General features: G+C 68.3%; 17 protein-coding genes and 1 tRNA gene. 6 read left to right on the top strand and 12 right to left on the bottom strand.

The genetic code is table 11. From position 1 onward, the window contains the following. Position 1: 1 nt before the first annotated feature. The 4 genes from SOM10_RS11445 to SOM10_RS11430 all read right to left on the bottom strand — a co-directional run bounded on the left by SOM10_RS11445 (position 2) and on the right by SOM10_RS11430 (position 4,437). Positions 2–688, bottom strand: a complete 687-nt coding sequence (locus SOM10_RS11445) for a response regulator transcription factor (protein ID WP_053097249.1) — start codon at positions 686–688, stop codon at positions 2–4. A 101-nt stretch (positions 689–789) separates the two neighbouring features. Continuing rightward, positions 790–2,430: a DNA repair helicase XPB gene (locus SOM10_RS11440; protein ID WP_320490042.1), complete on the bottom strand. Its 1,641-nt coding sequence runs from the start codon at positions 2,428–2,430 to the stop codon at positions 790–792. 11 nt (positions 2,431–2,441) lie between these two features. Further along, on the bottom strand, positions 2,442–4,151 hold the full coding sequence (locus SOM10_RS11435; protein WP_320490040.1) for a helicase-associated domain-containing protein: 1,710 nt from the start codon (positions 4,149–4,151) through the stop codon (positions 2,442–2,444). 10 nt (positions 4,152–4,161) lie between these two features. Then, positions 4,162–4,437: a hypothetical protein gene (locus SOM10_RS11430; protein ID WP_053097244.1), complete on the bottom strand. Its 276-nt coding sequence runs from the start codon at positions 4,435–4,437 to the stop codon at positions 4,162–4,164. Positions 4,438–4,576: 139 nt separating this feature from the next. Between SOM10_RS11430 and SOM10_RS11425 the strand changes: the two genes are divergently transcribed. Both SOM10_RS11425 and SOM10_RS11420 read left to right on the top strand, forming a co-directional pair. Next, entirely contained in the window at positions 4,577–4,957 is a 381-nt protein-coding gene (locus SOM10_RS11425) for a cold-shock protein (protein ID WP_053097241.1), read from the top strand. Then, entirely contained in the window at positions 4,941–5,699 is a 759-nt protein-coding gene (locus tag SOM10_RS11420; RefSeq protein ID WP_320490038.1) for a DUF3027 domain-containing protein, read from the top strand. Before SOM10_RS11425 ends, SOM10_RS11420 begins: the two co-directional genes overlap by 17 nt. Before the next feature lie 70 nt (positions 5,700–5,769). Here the strand turns inward: SOM10_RS11420 and serC are convergent, their stop codons facing one another. After that, positions 5,770–6,882, bottom strand: a complete 1,113-nt coding sequence (gene serC, locus SOM10_RS11415; RefSeq protein WP_320490036.1) for a phosphoserine transaminase — start codon at positions 6,880–6,882, stop codon at positions 5,770–5,772. Between the two features lie 99 nt (positions 6,883–6,981). Here serC and SOM10_RS11410 point away from each other — a divergent pair, with 99 nt between their 5' ends. The 4 genes from SOM10_RS11410 (at position 6,982) to SOM10_RS11395 (ending at position 9,709) form a co-directional block, all read left to right on the top strand. Continuing rightward, a complete protein-coding gene (locus SOM10_RS11410) occupies positions 6,982–7,683 on the top strand; it encodes a metal-dependent transcriptional regulator (RefSeq protein WP_053097237.1) in 702 nt (233 codons plus the stop codon). 364 nt (positions 7,684–8,047) lie between these two features. Then, a complete protein-coding gene (locus tag SOM10_RS11405) occupies positions 8,048–8,767 on the top strand; it encodes a M23 family metallopeptidase (protein WP_053099199.1) in 720 nt (239 codons plus the stop codon). Between the two features lie 329 nt (positions 8,768–9,096). Next, complete coding sequence (locus tag SOM10_RS11400) at positions 9,097–9,594, top strand: HNH endonuclease (protein WP_053099198.1); 498 nt, start codon at positions 9,097–9,099, stop codon at positions 9,592–9,594. Positions 9,595–9,635: 41 nt separating this feature from the next. Continuing rightward, positions 9,636–9,709: transfer RNA gene (locus SOM10_RS11395), tRNA-Arg, on the top strand. A gap of 4 nt (positions 9,710–9,713) precedes the next feature. Here the strand turns inward: SOM10_RS11395 and SOM10_RS11390 are convergent. The 7 genes from SOM10_RS11390 to SOM10_RS11360 are packed head-to-tail and all read right to left on the bottom strand — an operon-like array spanning position 9,714 to position 17,095. Beyond that, complete coding sequence (locus SOM10_RS11390) at positions 9,714–11,900, bottom strand: MMPL family transporter (RefSeq protein ID WP_053097235.1); 2,187 nt, start codon at positions 11,898–11,900, stop codon at positions 9,714–9,716. A 37-nt stretch (positions 11,901–11,937) separates the two neighbouring features. Continuing rightward, the gene (locus SOM10_RS11385; protein ID WP_320490035.1) at positions 11,938–12,825 is read right to left on the bottom strand and encodes a prenyltransferase; all 888 of its coding nucleotides are present in this window, start codon (positions 12,823–12,825) and stop codon (positions 11,938–11,940) included. After that, entirely contained in the window at positions 12,822–13,166 is a 345-nt protein-coding gene (locus tag SOM10_RS11380; RefSeq protein WP_320490034.1) for a lycopene cyclase domain-containing protein, read from the bottom strand. The genes SOM10_RS11385 and SOM10_RS11380 overlap by 4 nt, the downstream gene beginning before the upstream one ends. Beyond that, entirely contained in the window at positions 13,163–13,504 is a 342-nt protein-coding gene (locus tag SOM10_RS11375) for a lycopene cyclase domain-containing protein (protein ID WP_320490033.1), read from the bottom strand. The genes SOM10_RS11380 and SOM10_RS11375 overlap by 4 nt, the downstream gene beginning before the upstream one ends. Beyond that, the gene (gene crtI / locus SOM10_RS11370; protein WP_320490032.1) at positions 13,504–15,105 is read right to left on the bottom strand and encodes a phytoene desaturase family protein; all 1,602 of its coding nucleotides are present in this window, start codon (positions 15,103–15,105) and stop codon (positions 13,504–13,506) included. The genes SOM10_RS11375 and crtI overlap by 1 nt, the downstream gene beginning before the upstream one ends. Next, entirely contained in the window at positions 15,102–16,007 is a 906-nt protein-coding gene (locus SOM10_RS11365; RefSeq protein WP_320490031.1) for a phytoene/squalene synthase family protein, read from the bottom strand. Before SOM10_RS11365 ends, crtI begins: the two co-directional genes overlap by 4 nt. Further along, complete coding sequence (locus SOM10_RS11360) at positions 16,004–17,095, bottom strand: polyprenyl synthetase family protein (RefSeq protein ID WP_320490029.1); 1,092 nt, start codon at positions 17,093–17,095, stop codon at positions 16,004–16,006. Before SOM10_RS11360 ends, SOM10_RS11365 begins: the two co-directional genes overlap by 4 nt.

Raw genomic sequence — 17,095 nt, 5'->3', positions numbered from 1 at the left:
ACTACTTGCCGACCTTGAGCATGTATCCGAAGCCGCGCTTCGTCTGGATCACCGACTCCTCGGTGTGCGGGTCGATCTTGCGGCGGAGGTACGAGATGTAGCTCTCGACGATGCCGGCATCGCCGTTGAAGTCGTACTCCCACACGTGGTCGAGGATCTGGGCCTTCGACAGCACGCGATTCGGGTTCAGCATCAGATAGCGCAGCAGCTTGAACTCGGTCGGGCTCAGCTCGATCGACTCCTTGCCCACCTGCACGTCGTGGGTGTCCTGATCCATCGACAGCTCGCCGGCCCGGATGATCGACTCCTCGTCGGCCTGCATCGTGCGGCGCAGGATGGCCTGAGCGCGGGCGACGATCTCGTCGAGGCTGAACGGCTTGGTGACATAGTCGTCGCCGCCGGCGTTGAGCCCCTCGATCTTGTCGTCCGTGCCGTCCTTCGCCGTGAGGAACAGGATCGGCGCAGTGAACCCGGCGCCGCGAAGACGCTTGGTCACGCTGAAGCCGTTCATGTCCGGAAGCATCACGTCGAGGATGATGAGGTCCGGCTCCTCCTCGAGCACCGCCGAGATCGTGGCGGCGCCGTTGGCGACGGTCTTCACCTGGAACCCGGCGAAGCTGAGACCCGTCGAGAGCAGGTCGCGGATGTTGGGTTCGTCGTCGACGACCAGGATGCGCGCATCAGTCATGTCCCCATTATGGTGACTTCGGCCATGCGGATGCTGACTATCCTTCGGAGCGGCGCTTTCGCCCTCCGCGTAGCGGCGCTGTTCCGAGGGAGTGAAGGCGGTCAGGCCGCGATCGCGTCGGCATCCATGATCGTGTAGCTGTACCCCTGCTCGGCGAGGAACCGCTGGCGATTCTGGGCGTAGTCCTGGTCGATCGTGTCGCGTGCGACGAGCGTGTAGAAGCTCGCCGTGCGGCCCGACTGCTTGGGGCGCAGGAGCCTGCCGAGGCGCTGAGCCTCCTCCTGGCGGGAACCGAACGAACCCGACACCTGAATGGCGACGGACGCCTCGGGGAGGTCGATCGAGAAGTTCGCGACCTTCGACACCACGAGCAGCGAGATCTCGCCCTCGCGGAACGCGCGGTAGAGCTCCTCACGCTCGTCGATGGGCGTCGCGCCGGTGATCTGCGGCGCGTTCAACGACTGCGACAGGGAGTCCAGCTGGTCGAGGTACTGACCGATCACGAGGATCCGCTCGTCCTTGTGCTTCGCGATGAGCTCGCGCACGGCGTCGATCTTCGCCGGGGCGGAGGCGGCGAGGCGGTAGCGCTCGTCGTCGGTCGCGGCGGCGTATTCGAGCCGGTCGTCCGGCGGGAGGTCGACCCGAACTTCGTAGCAGACGGCGGGGGAGATGAAACCCTGCGCCTCGATCTGCTTCCACGGGGCGTCGAACCGCTTGGGCCCGATCAGGCTGAACACGTCTCCCTCGCGTCCGTCCTCGCGGACCAACGTGGCGGTGAGGCCGATCCGGCGACGCGCCTGGAGGTCGGCGGTCAGCTTGAACACCGGTGCGGGGAGCAGGTGGACCTCGTCGTAGACGATGAGGCCCCAGTCGAGAGCATCCAGCAGGGCGAGGTGGGCGTACTCGCCCTTCCTCTTGGCCGTGAGGATCTGGTAGGTCGCGATCGTCACCGGCTTGACCTCTTTGGCCTGCCCCGAGTACTCGCCGATCTCCTCGGGCGTGAGGCTCGTGCGCTTGAGCAGTTCGTCGCGCCACTGCCGAGCCGAGACCGTGTTGGTGACGAGGATGAGGGTCGTGGTCTTCGTCGCGGCCATCGCGCCGGCGCCGACGATCGTCTTGCCGGCGCCGCAGGGGAGGACGACGACGCCCGAGCCGTCCTTCGAGAAGGCGTCGACGGCATCCTGCTGGTAGGGGCGGATCGCCCATCCGTCCTCTGCCAGTTCGATCTCGTGCGGGGTGCCGGGGGTGTAGCCGGCGAGGTCTTCTGCAGGCCAGCCGATCTTCAGGAGCTCCTGCTTGATCTGACCGCGCGCCCAGGCATCGACGATGAACGTGTCGGGAGCCGGGTGGCCGATCAGCAGCGGCTGGATGCGCTTGTTGTTCGCCACCTGTGCGAGCACGGCGGGGTCGGTCGAACGCAGGATCAGGGTGCCCTCGTCGTCGCGTTCGATGACGAGGCGCCCATAGCGGTTCACGGTCTCGCGCAGGTCGACGGCCACCGACGGGGGCACGGGGAACCGGGACCAGCGGTCCAGCGTGTCGAGCATGTCCTCGGCGGTGTGCCCGGCGGCGCGGGCGTTCCACAGGCCGAGCCGCGTGATCCGGTAGGTGTGGATGTGCTCCGGCGCGCGTTCGAGCTCCGCGAAGATCGCCAGCTCGTGGCGGGCGCTCTCGGCAGCGGCGTGGGCGACTTCGAGCAGCACGGTGCGATCGCTCTGGACGATCAGGGGGCCATCAGACATAGCTGTCCAGTTTACTGTGCGATCACGGTGGCGGCGCGGATGCTCGACACCGGAAGCGTGCGCTCGACGTCGGCTGCCCGGTCGCGCCCGCGCAGCCGGCCTCCGCCCAGCCCGGTCGCCTCGAGGATCAGCTCCCTGGTCGATCCGTCCGGCATGCCCACGCTGACCCGCAGCACGGCCTTCGCGCGCACGGCGGCCTCGAGCTCGCGGTCGAGCCAGGCCGCGTCGGCGTCGGGACCCTGGTGCGAGCGCAGCGCGGCGATGAGGCCCGAGTAGTCCGGCGCCGGGTCGGGCGTCGCCTCGGAGACCGGGTTCCGTTCGCCGGCCACCGCGTGTCCGTCTTCGTCGACGAGCGTCGCCGGGTAGCGGGCATCCGTGAGCGCCCAGTACACGGTGTCGCGCCCGACGCGGGTCGTGAGCGAGGCGACGTGCTTCGTGAGGGCGAGCGGCCGCAGCCCCTGGTCGACGGACATGGCCTCGATCAGATGCTGGTCGCTGCTCTCGATGCGCGTTCGCCCGGTCTCGGCGTCTGTCGACACCCGCACCAGGCCGTGCCGTTGGGCGGTCTGGGTGACGAGATACCGGAGCGGCTGGGGGATGCCGGTGAGCGAGAGCGACTCGAGGAACTCGAGGATCGACTGCTCCGTCTCGCCGGCGACGAGTGCGTGGGCGATCGATTCGGGAGTGAACCGATAGGTGGAGGCCTGAGCGGCGGACTCGCGCGCGGCGATCGTGCGCAGCCGCACGTCCAGACCGGGGGCCAGCGGGCCGGGGGAGATCGCGCTCAGATCGTTCTGGAGGAAGATGCGATCGACCTCGCTCGGGAGGAGTGCCGTGAGGGGAGTGGCATCGACGCTCGCGCCGCGCCGGATCGCCGCCGCCCATGCGGGCTCACGGCCCTCATCGGCGATGAGCCCGAGCAGGCGGGCGCGCTCCAGCAGAGCCGTGCTCTGCTCTGCCCAGGCAGGGTCCCAGGGGTGAGCGTCGGCCCAGTCGCTCGGGGGGATCCACCCGCCATCCGCGGTGCGCAGACCGCGGGGGAGAGCGTCGCGGAAGCATTCGACCAGGGTGCTCCACCGATCGGCCACGGACGATCGCAGCCATTCCTCGGTCTGTGGCGTCGTGCGCAGTCTGCGGGCGTCCGGTGCGACGAGGCGCGAGTCGACGGCGATGGCGATCAGCGCGTCGATCGATTCGGCCACGACGCCCGACTCGCCGAGCTGTCGCTTCTCACCGGCGCTGACGTTGCCGCCGGCCAGCAGGGTGAAGGGCTTCTCGCGGGCGAGCAGGAGCAGATCGGCCAGGGTCGAGACGGTGGTGAAGGCGCGCTCGGCAGCGTGGGCCGTCTCGGTGTCGGTCGTGGGCTCCGGCACGGTGTCGCTGGGCGCACTCGGCTCCGCACGATCTGCGACGGCGGTGACCACCGGCGGGAAGGGCGCCCCGTCCGGGCGCAGCAGCGCGAGGCTTTCGAGGGTCTCGCGCTGCGCGGAATGTTCCGACGCGGGACTCGCTGCGAACGCGAGAAGGGCTGCGGCCTCGTCGCGCGTCAGGGTGGGGAGGACTCGAGCGAGCGACGCGGGATCGAGAAGCGCTTCGGCGGCGTCGAAGAAGTCCTGCCAGTTGACGTCCGGGCGCACGCGCCGTGCCGTGAAGAGGGTGCTGAGCTGCTCGTCACTCGCCGCGGACAGCCATTCGGCCAGCGGTCGGGCGTGCGTGCTCATGCCGGATACCTCAGGGCCGCGATGCCGCGCGCCCCTTGCGGATGAAGCTCATGGCGAGGAGCACGATGATCATGACGAAGGCGGCGGGGAGCCCCCAGTAGGGGATCGCGGCGATGAACGGCCATGCGCCTGAACCGAAGTCCTCCTGCTGCATGCCGACCGCTGTGCCGATGATGATCGCGAAGAAGCAGATGATGGACGCCGCAGCGAGTCCGAGTGCCGTGAACGCCAGAATGCGATCGATGCGGCGAACGGGAACCTCAGGTTCGGGACTCTTGGTGCTCATCCGTCTCAGCCTAGTCGTTGCGGGGTGGCACGGTTCCGCATCGTGACCTACGGATTCCGTGCCCGGCGACCGGTAGGCTGGGGGTGGCCGCACACGTGCGTCCCATCCAGCTCCACACCGACTCAGCGAGGTTTCTTCCATGCCCACCGGCAAGGTCAGGTTCTACGACGAAGACAAGGGTTTCGGCTTCATCGCCGCCGATGACGGCCAGGACGTCTTCCTGCACGCCTCCGCTCTGCCGGCCGGCGCCGCTGTGAAGGCGGGTGCACGCGTGGAGTTCGGTGTCGCCGACGGCAAGCGCGGCCTGCAGGCGCTGTCCGTCCGGGTGCTCGAAGCGCCGCCGAGCCTCGCGAAGGCGAAGCGCAAGCCCGCGGACGACATGGCGATCATCGTCGAGGATCTCGTGAAGCTCCTCGACGGAATGGGCGGCGACCTGCGTCGCGGCCGCTACCCCTCGTCTGCACAAGGCCGCAAGATCGCGGCAGTTCTGCGCAAGGTAGCCGATGACCTCGAAGCCTGAGGCGGACCAGCGTCTGATCGACGCTCATGATCTCGCGCTCGCCGCCCTGCACGAGATCACTCCGGCGTCGACCGTCGGACCCGCAGCCGACTATCTCCCCGAGGAGGACGGCTCGGTCTCGCTGCGCTTCGAGAACCGGCTCCCCGGATACCCCGGCTGGTTCTGGACCGTCACGGTCGCTCGCGTCGATGACGAGGAGCCGACGGTGCTCGAACTCGAGCTGCTGCCGGGCGACGGCGCCCTGCTCGCACCCGAATGGGTGCCGTGGGCCGAACGCCTCGCCGAGTACCGCGCCCACCAGGTGGAGCTCGCGGAGCAGGCGGCCGCGGCCGCCGCGGACGACGAGGATGCCGCATCGGTCGAGGACGACGACTCCGATGACGATCTCGACGGCGATGACCTCGACGACGATGACGACGATGAACTCGACGACGACGACGACGACGACGACGACGACGATGACGACATCGATGAGGACGAACTGGCCGCGGAGCCGCGAGAGCTGCACGCCGGTGACCTCGACGGAGTCGACATCGACGAGCTCGACGACTCCGCCGCCGCGGACGACGACGACGCGGACGACGACGACGAGGACGAATCGGATGACGACGAGGACGACGTCTCCGACGAGGATGACGACTCCGACGACGAGGATGACGACTCCGACGACTCCGACGACGACGAGGACTCCGACGACTCCGACGACTCCGACGACGACGAGGACTCCGACGACGAGGAATGATCGTCCACGGGACGAATGAGAAAAGGGGCCGCGTTCGCACGAGGCCCCTTTTCGTCTTCGTCGGTGGGTGTCAGGCGCCCTGCTGCTCGAGGACGTAGTCGAGAGAGCGGGTGAGCTGTCGGATGTCGTCCGGTTCGATCGAGACGAAGGTCGCGACGCGCAGCTGGTTGCGACCGAGCTTGCGGTACGGCTCGGTGTCGACGATGCCGTTGGAGCGCAGGGTCTTGGCGACCGCCGCCGCATCGATGCTGTCGTCGAAGTCGATGGTCACGACGACCGGTGACCGGTGCGCCGCGTCCGTGACGAACGGGGTCGCCACCGTGGACGCCGCCGCCCAGTCGTAGAGGATGCCGGACGACTCCGCCGTGCGGGCGCCGGCCCAGGCGAGGCCGCCGTTCGATAGGATCCAGCTGAGCTGGCTGTCGAGCAGGTGCAGCGTCGTCAGCGCGGGAGTGTTCAGCGTCTGGTTGAGTCGCGAGTTGTCGACGGCATTCTTCAAGCTGAGGAACTCCGGGATGTACCGACCCGAAGCGGCGATGCGCTCGATGCGGTCGACGGCGGCGGGCGACACCGCGGCGAACCACAGGCCCCCGTCGGAGCCGAGGTTCTTCTGCGGCGCGAAGTAGTAGACGTCCGCCTGAGAGGCGTCGAAGTCGATGCCACCGGCCGCGCTGGTCGCGTCGATGACGGTCAGAGCGCCGTCGGCGACCACGCGCTCGATCGGTGCCGAGACGCCGGTCGACGTCTCGTTGTGCGGCCAGGCGTAGACGTCGATGCCGTCGACGACCTCTGCAGCGGTGCGCGAGCCCGGCTCGGACTTGCGCACATCCGGCGCCTCGAGCCACGGTGCGGCAGCGGCGGCGGCGAACTTGCCGCCGAACTCCCCGAACACCAGATTCTGGCTGCGGCGCTCGATCAGGCCGAAGGCGGCGGCGTCCCAGAACGCCGTCGAGCCGCCGTTGCCGACGATGATCTCGTATCCCTCGGGAAGGCGGAAGAGTGCTGCGAGCTGCTCGCGGACGCTGCCCACCAGGTTCTTGACGGGTGCCTGTCGGTGCGAGGTGCCGAGCAACGTCGGACCTGCGGCGAGCAGCGCATCGAGCTGCTCGGTGCGCACCTTCGAGGGACCGCAGCCGAAGCGGCCGTCAGCGGGCAGGAGGTCACGGGGAATCTCGATCGCCATGCGTTGATTCTACGGCGTGGGCCCCCGGTGCCTTCACCGCATGACGCCCTGATGTCCGCGCGGGAATGTAGGCTTGCCTAAGAAGACCCGGAGGGCCACATGACGGACTTGATCGACACCACGGAGATGTACCTCCGCACCATCCTCGAACTCGAGGAGGAGAACATCGTGCCGCTGCGTGCGCGTATCTCCGAGCGGCTCGGCCACTCGGGTCCGACGGTCTCGCAGACGGTCGGGCGCATGGAGCGCGACGGCCTCGTCGTCGTCTCCGAAGACCGCACCCTCGAACTCACCGACGCCGGCCGCCGCAAGGCGGTCAACGTCATGCGCAAGCACCGCCTCGCCGAGCGCCTTCTCTCCGACGTGATCGGCCTCGACTGGGCGTTCGTCCACGAAGAGGCGTGCCGCTGGGAGCACGTGATGAGCGAGCAGGTCGAGCGTCGTCTCGTCGAGCTGCTCGGCCACCCCACGGAGTCCCCGTACGGCAACCCGATCCCGGGCCTCGACCAGCTCGGCGACGCGCCTGCGCGCACGTTCGACGAGGGCGTCATCGGGCTCGTGCAGAAGCTGAACGCCGCCGGCGCTCCGATCGATGGCACCGTCCGCCGTCTCGCCGAGCCCGCTCAGGTCGACCCGGAGCTGCTCGAGCAGCTGCGAGACGCAGGCGTGGTTCCCGGTGCGAAGGGCGACTATCGCTTCAACGAGGGCTACGTGCTCATCCAGATGGAGGGCAAGGAAGACGGTCTGGAGCTCCCCGTCGAACTCGCCTCGCACATCTTCCTGGTCGGCGAGCCCGCCTGAACTTCGAGGCTGAAGGGCCCGACATCCGCGTGATTCCGCCTCTCCGAGGATTGCCAGGTTCGCAGGGTGACAGGATCGTTATCTTCCGGTAACCTCGGACGAGTCGTCGAAGAAGCCCGCTGACGACACCCGAGAGGATTCGCCTTCCAGGCTCGTCGACCTCCCGGTCAGACCGCACAACGTACCCGAGCTACATACGTGCCACGAGAGCAGAGTGCCGACGAGCCAGCGCTTCCCGAGCGTGCAGGCGCAGGAGGACTAAGTTTTGGCCAAAGACATCGAATCGCCCGAGAAGACAACTGAAGATCGAGCAGTCGCCCGCAGCTCTCGCAGCCGCGTCGACGCTCGCAAGGTCGTTAAGCCCTTGCGTTCGATCGCCATCTTCGGGGCCGTCGGTGCTCTCGTCGCTGCTGTCGCTCTTCCCGCCTACGCCGCATCGAAGCCGGCAGAGACCGCAGCGACCGTCCAGCAGCTCGCTGCTGTCGACGCCCAGTCTCTGGTCGTCGCGTCCGACGCGACCGCCGCTCCGTTGAGTCGCGGTACCTTCAGCGCCACGACTCCGGACGAGATCGAGAAGAAGAAGGCCGAAGAGGCCGCGAAGGCCCGCGCGGCCGCTGCTGCAGCCTCCGTCGCCTCTGCGTCGAACACCAGCTTCGACATCGGTCGCTACGCGCTGGTGTCGCCCGGTTCCGGCGAGGTCCGGTACCCGCTTCCCCAGGGTTCCTACAACGTCAGCCGCACCGTCGGCGGCGCTCACCAGGGCGCCGACATGCTCGCCCCGGCCGGCACCCCGATCTACGCTGCGGCTGCGGGCGTCGTCCGTGCCTCTGCCGAGAGCATCGGCGGATACGGCGTCGCCGTCATGCTCGACAGCGTCGTGGGCGGTCAGCGCGTGCAGACGACCTATGGTCACATGATCTACGGTTCGCGTCAGGTCCAGGCGGGGCAGACCGTCGCCGCCGGACAGCTCATCGGCTTCGTCGGCAGCACCGGACGCTCGACAGCCAACCACCTGCACTTCGAGGTCTGGGTCAACGGCGGCCTCATGGAGCCGATCGCCTGGCTCGGCGCCAACGCGGGCTGATCGCTCGCACCTTCATCTTTCCCTCGCGGACACGCCTTCGTGCGTTCACCCGCAGTTTGACCCTCCTGTGCTGCTGATGGGTTAGCCTGAACCCGTTGTCGCATAGTCGGGAGAAGCTGATGGAGCGAATACCGAACATCCGAACCATGGATGCCCTCGGTCGTCACGTCCTTCTGCATCGTCCGCAGGGACGCCACGGTCTTGCCGTGCGCATGAGGCGCTGTCTGTAGACAGCGCCTTTTTTCATCCCCGCGAACGCTTCCGTCCTGTGCGGCTTCGTGTGAGTCGAGAGTGCCGGGAAGCCGTCCCGGCGGATCGAGAGGATGACGATGCGCACACTTGTACTGAACGCAGGATACGAACCGCTCGCGATCGTGTCGTTCAAGAGAGCCCTGGTCCTGGTCATGAACGACAAGGCGACGGTCATCGAACGTGTCGAGGACGACCCCGTCTGGGGCAGTCACGGCGTCTACGACCGTCCTGCCGTCATCGTCCTCTCGCGGTATGTGCGCATTCCGATCAGCAGACGGGTCCCGGTCACACGGCGGGGCGTCCTCCGCCGTGACAACCACCGCTGCGGCTACTGCGGCAAGGCGGCCTCGACCATCGACCACGTGATGCCGCGTTCGCGGGGAGGGGCTGATTCGTGGGAGAACCTCGTCGCGTGCTGCCTGCGCTGCAACAACACCAAGAGCGACCGCACGCCGCAGGAGATGCGCTGGGAACTGAGGTTCGCGCCTCGTCCTCCGCACGGGACGGCGTGGACGGTCCGCGGCACGGAGCGGAGCGACCCGCGATGGGAGCCGTACCTGGCCCTCGCCGCGTGAACGGAAGGCGGGGGCGGGGCTTCCTCTAGAATGGAATCCTCGCCCCCGTAGCTCAGCAGGATAGAGCAGCCCTCTCCTAAAGGGCAGGTCGCTGGTTCGAATCCAGTCGAGGGCACATCTCAGTCACGGCCGTTGCGCCACAGCTTCGATGGCCACCAGATCACTCGACCCAGGTCGTAGGCGAGTGCCGGCACGAGCAGCGAGCGCACCACGAAGGTGTCGAGCAGCACTCCGAACGCGACGATGAACGCGAGCTGCGCGAGGAACAGGATCGGGATCACCGACAGGGCGGCGAAGGTCGCTGCGAGTACGAGACCCGCAGACGTGATCACGCCGCCGGTGATCGAGAGTCCGCGAAGCACGCCTTCGCGCGTGCCGTGCTCGAGCGACTCCTCGCGCACCCTCGTCATCAGGAAGATGTTGTAGTCGATGCCGAGTGCCACGAGGAACACGAATCCGTAGAGCGGAACCGCAGGATCGGCACCGGGGAAGTCGAACACTCCGTTGAAGACCAGCGCCGAGACGCCCATCGCCGTGCCGAACGACAGCACCGTGGTGATGATGAGCAGCACCGGCGCGAGGATCGACCGCAGCAGCAGCATCAGGATCAGCATGATCACGACCAGGACGACCGGGATGATCAGGTTGCGGTCATGGATCGAGGCGTCGTTCGTGTCGATCGCGGTCGCCGTCACTCCGCCGACCAGAGCATCGAGCTCGTCCAGCTGGGTGCGCAGGTCCCGCACCGTCGCGGCAGCCGCGTCAGAGTCGGCCGCGTCGGTCAGAGTGCCCTGAAGAAGAACGTCTCCGTCGACGACGGTGGGCTCGGGCACCGGGGTCCCGGGAGGGCCGACGGCGACCAGGCCGTCTTCCGTGACCGGCGCCGAACCGCTCGGCGAGTCAGCGGCCGTGACAGAGACCCCGTCGATTCCATCGTCGGCCAGCAGCACGTCGGCGGCATCCTGCAGCTCGTCCTCCGCGACGACCACGTACACGGGACTGCCGGAGCCGCCGGGGAAGTGCTCGCCCAGAGCCACCTGACCGTCGCGCGCCTCGGACGCGCCGAGCACGAGATCGGACTGGGGCACGCCGACGGCGTTCAGCTGCAGGACGCCCGAAGCGCCGGCGAGCAGCACCAGGGTCGTCACGATCCAGATGACGCGAGGGCGGCGGGTGATGAGGTTCGCGAGCCGTGCCCACAGGCCCGTCTTGCGCATGCCGTGCTCGTCAGCGACGACCTCGGGCTCGAACTTCGGGCGACGGGGCCAGAACACCGCGCGGCCGAACAACAGCAGGAGAGCCGGCAGCAGTGTGAGCGCGGCGAGCATCGCGAACACGATGCCGATGGCGGCCACCGGACCGAGGGTGCTGTTCGACTTGAGGTCGCTGAGCAACAGACAGAGCAGTCCGGCGATGACAGTCCCGCCGGAGGCCACGATCGGCTCGAAGGAGCCCTTCCAGGCCGCCAGCACGGCGGCCCCCTTGTCTCGGGTGACGCGCAGCTCTTCGCGGAACCGCGCCACGAAGAGCAGCGCGTAGTCGGTGGCCGCTCCGATGACCAGGATGAAGAGGATGCCCTGGGTCTGGCCGCTGAGCAGCAGCACCTCGAACTTCGCCAGCCACCAGACCACGAGGAGGGCGACGCAGAGTGCGAAGAGGCTCGTCGAGAGCACGACGATCGGCAGCAGGAACGAGCGGTAGACCAGCACGAGGATGACGAGCACCGCGAGCAGGGCCACGCCCAGGAGGAGGCCGTCGATGCCGGCGAACCCGGCGACGAGGTCGGCGCTGAATCCTGCGGGACCCGTGATGTAGACGGTGACGCCGTCAGGCGCGGCATCCCGCAGCTGAGTGCCGAGTGCATCGATCGCGTCGGCGAGTTCCGCGTCGCCCTCGATCGGGATGAACGCCTGGACGGCCTTGCCGTCGTCCGACGTCAGAGCGGGAGAGACGTCTTCGCTCACGCCCTCGACGGAGGGCGCGTCGGCCACCGCATCCGAGATGGTCTGGAGGTCTGACTCCGACAGCTCGTCATCGGCGACGAACACCGCGATCGCCGGAATGGCATCGCTGTCGTTGAACTCGCCGAGGAGCTTCTGCACCTGCGTCGCATCGGCCGACTCAGGCAGGTAGCTCGTCTGATCGTTCGATGAGACCTCGTCCACCTTGCCGAACAGCGGGCCGCCGAGCCCTGCGCCCACCAGCCAGATGAGGATGAGGGCGACGGGGATGAAGACGCGCGCCCAGGAGTGCCGACGCGTGCGCTCTCGGGTCGGCGGGGTGGGCGCGTGCTCAGGGGTGGACATCAGATTCCTCTCGGAAGGTGCAGGGGATCGGGGTGCGTCAGGAGGCCCAGGCGAGGATGAGGATCATCGTCGCGAGGAACCCGGCGAAGTAGTTGAGGAAGATGAAGCGTCGCCACGCGCGGTTGGTCCCCGCCGATGTGTCGTCGGTGACGTTCCACCAGGGTGCGGCGTTGACGATGTACGGCAGCGCGAGTGCGGCGCCCAAGGGTGCCGGCCAGGACGTGAACAGCATGGCGATGCCGGCGAGTGCCCACAGCGCGATCGACAGCCGTACGGTCGCCCGTGCTCCGATCACGGTCGCGATCGAGCCGATGCCCCCTTCGCGGTCGGGCGCGATGTCCTGCACCGCTCCGAAGGCGTGCGCGGCCATGCCCCACAGGAAGAACGCGAGCAGCACGATGACCGCTGTCGAGGTGACGGCGCCCTCGGCAAGGGTCAGCCCCACGATCGCCGGAGTGACGAAGTGCAGGCTCGAGGTCGTCGAATCCAGGAACGGCCGCTCTTTGAACCGGAGCCCGGGTGCGGAGTAGGCGATCACCGCGAACACGCTGATCGCGAGCCAGAGCCAGGATGCGGGATTCCCGACCGCCACGAGGTAGACCAGGAACGGGACGTTCGTCACGACCGCCACCCACAGGGTCGCGCGGTGTATGCGGGGGGCGAGAAGCGCGCCCTCGATCCCGCCCTTGCGCGGGTTGGCGAGGTCGGACGCGTAATCGAACACGTCGTTGATGCCGTACATGGCCAGGTTGTACGGCACGAGGAAGTAGAGGGTGCCGATGATCAGCGTCAGGTCGATCTCGCGCGTGCTGAGGAGGTAGGCGGCCGCGAAGGGGAATGCCGTGTTGATCCAGCTGATCGGGCGGGAGGAGAGGACGATCTGCCGGGCGTCGCGACCGGTGGATCCGCGGGTCGAGGAGCTCACGAGGGATCCTCCTCGGCGCTTCGGAGGCCGGCGCGCGCGCGTCGACGCGCGCGCAGCGCTGCCCACAGGGTCGGCAGCAGCACGGCCCCTGCGAGCGGATAGGCGAAGTCCTCGAGCGGTGCGAGACCGATGTGCACCCCGAGGAGGTGGTCGGGGGAGTAGTGGAACAGACCGGTGGCGATCATGACGGTGTCGAAGACGGCGGTGAGGAGGAAGAGCACGACGACGGTCGCGGCGATCGCGCCGAGATGGGCTCTGTTCCGACCAGCGACCACGGAGAGAACGACGGCCGCCACGACGGCGACGCCGACGAACCATGCGGAGAGCTCGATGTAGGTCACGATGCGACCTCCGCCGGGCGTCGGCGCAGTCGGGTGAGGATCCGCACAGCCCCGGTGTAGACGACCATGGTGCAGACGACGAGGAAGAGCAGGAAGACAGGCTCTTCGATGGGGAGCTCGGGGGCGAGGACGATCCCCGTCGCGACGGCGGCCTCGCCCCGGAAGAAGATCCCTCCGACGATGCCGGCGACGTCCCACGCGAGGAAGAAGGCGAATCCGATCGCCGTGACGATCGCCGCGGTCACCGCGTCGCTCCAGAAGAAGAGCCGGAACCGCCGGTCGAGCAGCAGCATGCAGCCGAGCGTGGTGAGCAGGAGCGCGAGATACAGGAAGCCCATCAGGATTCCCCGCGGGTGGACCCTGCCGGGGTCGCGACATCGAGAGGGCCGCTGGAATGGTCGCCGCGGATGCGCTTGAGAACGATCTCCGCGCTGATGAGGCACATCGGCACCCCCACGCCCGGCGCGGTCGTGGCACCCGCGTAGTACAGGCCCGACACCTGGCGCGACTCGTTCTGAGCACGGAACATCGCGCTCTGGGACAGGATGTGCGCCGGCCCCAGCATCCCGCCGCGCCACGAGTTGTAGTCCTCGAGGAAGTCCGCGGGGCCCTTGGTCTCGCGCACCACGATGCGCTCACGCAGGTCGTGGATGCCGGCCCAGCTCGCGATCTGGTCGATCGCCGCATCCGCGGCCTGCTCGATCGCCGCGGAGCCGGCACCGTCGGAGCCGCCCGCTCCCAACGCCGTGTCGGCGGGGATCGGCACGAGCACGAAGAGGTTCTCGTGGCCCTCGGGGGCCACGGTGCGGTCGGTCGCGCTCGGGCGGCAGACATAGATCGATGCGGGTGAGGGGATCTCGGGGTCGTCGCCGAAGATCGCGTCGAAGTTCGCATCCCAGTCCTCCGTGAAGAACAGGGAATGATGCGGCAGCTCGGGCACGGAACCACGGATGCCGAGCATCACCAGCACGGCGCCGGGACCGCTCGTGCGCTGCTGCCACCAGGAATCGGGGTAGGTGCGCAGGTGCGGCGGCAGCAGCGCCGTCTCGGTGTGGTGAAGATCGGCGCCGGACACCACGATGTCCGCTTCGGCCCGGTGCGCGATTCCGTCGGCGTCGCGCCACTCGATGCCCGTGACGGTCGGAGCACCCGACCGGACGCCGGTGCTGATCGCCGTGACATCGGCATCCAGCACGATCTCGGCTCCGGCCGCCTCCGCGAGCTCCGCGATGCGCTCGACGACGCGCCAGAATCCGCCCTGGGGGTAGCTGACGCCCTCATCGAGGTCGAGAGCGCTCATGAGGTGGTACATCGCCGGTGCGGTGCGGGGGTCCGTGCCGAGGAACACGGCGGGGTACCCGAGCAGCTGCCGGATGACCGGGTCACGGAAACGCCGCGCCGCGAACGACTGCAGGCGCGTGCCCAGCAGGCTGAAGAGACGGGGGAGTGCGCGCAGCACCTCCGGTGTCATCAGCGTGCGCAGCCTCGTGAACGGGTTGTAGAGGAAATAGCGCTCGGCCATCACACGGGCGTCGTGCGCCGAGTCGAGGTAGGCATCCAGGGCCTGTGCGGCGCCGGGCTCGCGTGACTCGAAGAGGCGCGCGACCGCGTCACGACCGGTGGGAACCGTGACGGACGGCGCCGTGCGCCCGTCCGCGAGCGGCGCCCGGAATACGCGATACCCGGGATCGAGGAGGGTCAGATCGAGCTGCTCCTGGGTCGAGGTGCCCATCATCTCGAAGAAGTGATCGAACACCTCGGGCATGAGGTACCACGAGGGCCCGGAGTCGAAGCGGAAGCCGTCGCGCTCGATGGTGCCTGCACGACCACCGACACGGCCGTTCTTCTCATAGACGGTCACATCGTGGCCGTCACGGGCGAGCAGCCCGGCGACGGCGAGACCGGCGACGCCTGCGCCGATGACCGCTACCCGGCTCATCGGCTCCGCTCCATCGCGGTCACGAGCACCGAGCGCGCGGCCAGCATCGCCTTCACCGGATCGGGTACGCGCACCCGCTGCTCGTAGAGACTCGAGGCCGGAGTCTTCGCGACCCGGCGCGTGAGAGCGGCGAACAGCGCGAGTGCGCTGCGGACCGCGGCGCGAGAGTCCTTGGGCAGCAGCGGGATCGAGCGCGCCGCATCATCGAGCTGCGCCGTGATCGTGCGCACCCACTCGTCCCGATCGCCGTCGGTGAGGCGGCCGCCGTCGCCGAGGTAACCGCGCTGCAGTCGATCCGTGTCATCCGCGAGGTCGCGCAGGAAGTTCACGTTCTGAAATGCCGCACCGAGCTGCCGTGCTCCGTGCGTCAGTGTCTCGAGCTCTCTGTCGGTGCGCCGCTCGTCCCGCAGGAAGACGCGCAGGCACATCAAGCCGACAACCTCGGCAGAGCCGTAGACGTACCGCTCATGAGCCGCCGCGTCGTAGGACGTGAAGTGCGACTCCGCAGCGATGTCGGCGGCCATCGAGTCGAAGAACGGCTGCGTGAGATCTTCGCCGATCCCGCACTCCCTCGCCGTTCGCGCGAAGGCGTGCAGGACGAGGTCCGTGCTGTACCCCACGCGCATCGCCCGGTGCGTCTCCGAGACGTACGACGCGAGCGCTCCGCTCTGCGCCGACTCGTCGAGCCCCGCCTGGGCGGCGACTCCGTCGACGATCTCGTCTGCGATGCGCACCATCGCGTAGATGTTGCGCACGTGCTGACGGTGTCTCTCGCCGAGCAGGCGCGTCGCGAGTCCGAAGGATGTCGAATATGTGCGGATGACCTCGATGGATGCGGTGTCGGCGGCGCGGTTGAACCGCCCCAGACTCGCACCCGATGCGTCGTGAGGGTTCGGGGTCATGCGTGACGCCCTTCGAGGCGGGAGGTGGAGACGAGGATCGACCGTGCGGCATCCGAGCTGATCTCGCCGGCGAGCTCCGCCTCGGACAGCAGGGCGTAGACCGCGTCCAGCTGATCGCCGATGAGGCCGATCACGAATCGCTCCGCTCCGCACTCGCGCAGCAGATCGCGCATCGAGGTGGCGTCGTGCAGGCTGAGGTCCGCCGAACCGAACCGCGGTTCGATGTCGTGCCAGGCGCTCGTCGACCGCGCGAAGGCGATGATGGCCGTCTCCTTGCCCTCTCTCAGGTCGGAGAAGGGGTCCTTGCCGTGCGTCCGGTGGTCGCCGAAGACGCAGAGCAGGTCGTCCTGAAGCTGGTAGGCGAGACCCAGGTGGCGGCCGACGGCCTGCAGCGTCTCCTCGGCCGAGGTGGAGGAGTCGGCGAGGAGCGCCGCGGCGCGCAGCGGGAGCGAGAACGAATAGGTGGCCGTCTTGTAGACGCTCATCGACAGCACGGTGTCGACGTCGGAGGCGATGATCCCGTGGCTCAATGCGACGTCGGTGTGCTCGCCGGCCACCGTCTCGAGGATCGTCTGCTCGACCAGGTCGAGGAGGCGTCCTCGTGTGTGCGCCGGCACATCCGCCCGGGCGAAGCCCATGATCGCGGCCGAGAGCATCAGATCGCCCATCAGGATCGCGCTGGACCTGGCCCAGTGCAGCGCGTCCTGCTCGGAGGCGCCCGGTGTGCCGGCGGCGAGCTGCCCGATCAGATTGGGTCGCTTGCGGCGGGTCAGGTCTCCGTCGATGACGTCGTCGTGAAGGAGGAAGGCATAGTGAAGGAGCTCGATATGGGTCGCTATGTCGACGGCCCCGATCATCGCGTCCTCGCCTGCGGTCGGGACGAGCGCGCGGTGGATGTCGAGCAGCAGCCGCGGGCGCACGAGCTTGCCGCCGAGAGCGTGGTCGGCGGTCGCGCGCCAGAGGGCGGCGAACTCGGCTCCGTACACCTCGGCGTTCTCGCAGTGAATGGCGAAGCGCTGTCGGAGCACCTCTTCGACACGGGTGCTCATGTCCTCTCGCGGCGCGGTCTGCGTCACGGTCGCGGTCAT

It is taken from the genome of Microbacterium sp. CFBP9023 (genome assembly GCF_034045055.1).
Taxonomy (GTDB): domain Bacteria; phylum Actinomycetota; class Actinomycetes; order Actinomycetales; family Microbacteriaceae; genus Microbacterium.
This window is presented reverse-complemented; position numbering and strand designations above follow the sequence as displayed.

Coding starts and splice junctions, on each gene's coding strand:
- SOM10_RS11390 (WP_053097235.1), bottom strand. CDS start 11,900: ATGTCCACCCCTGAGCACGCGCCCACCCCGCCGACCCGAGAGCGCACG.
- SOM10_RS11435 (WP_320490040.1), bottom strand. CDS start 4,151: ATGAGCACGCACGCCCGACCGCTGGCCGAATGGCTGTCCGCGGCGAGT.
- SOM10_RS11365 (WP_320490031.1), bottom strand. CDS start 16,007: ATGACCCCGAACCCTCACGACGCATCGGGTGCGAGTCTGGGGCGGTTC.
- SOM10_RS11445 (WP_053097249.1), bottom strand. CDS start 688: ATGACTGATGCGCGCATCCTGGTCGTCGACGACGAACCCAACATCCGC.
- SOM10_RS11440 (WP_320490042.1), bottom strand. CDS start 2,430: ATGTCTGATGGCCCCCTGATCGTCCAGAGCGATCGCACCGTGCTGCTC.
- SOM10_RS11430 (WP_053097244.1), bottom strand. CDS start 4,437: ATGAGCACCAAGAGTCCCGAACCTGAGGTTCCCGTTCGCCGCATCGAT.
- SOM10_RS11425 (WP_053097241.1), top strand. CDS start 4,577: ATGCCCACCGGCAAGGTCAGGTTCTACGACGAAGACAAGGGTTTCGGC.
- SOM10_RS11400 (WP_053099198.1), top strand. CDS start 9,097: ATGCGCACACTTGTACTGAACGCAGGATACGAACCGCTCGCGATCGTG.
- SOM10_RS11420 (WP_320490038.1), top strand. CDS start 4,941: ATGACCTCGAAGCCTGAGGCGGACCAGCGTCTGATCGACGCTCATGAT.
- crtI (WP_320490032.1), bottom strand. CDS start 15,105: ATGAGCCGGGTAGCGGTCATCGGCGCAGGCGTCGCCGGTCTCGCCGTC.
- SOM10_RS11375 (WP_320490033.1), bottom strand. CDS start 13,504: ATGGGCTTCCTGTATCTCGCGCTCCTGCTCACCACGCTCGGCTGCATG.
- serC (WP_320490036.1), bottom strand. CDS start 6,882: ATGGCGATCGAGATTCCCCGTGACCTCCTGCCCGCTGACGGCCGCTTC.
- SOM10_RS11410 (WP_053097237.1), top strand. CDS start 6,982: ATGACGGACTTGATCGACACCACGGAGATGTACCTCCGCACCATCCTC.
- SOM10_RS11360 (WP_320490029.1), bottom strand. CDS start 17,095: ATGACCGCGACCGTGACGCAGACCGCGCCGCGAGAGGACATGAGCACC.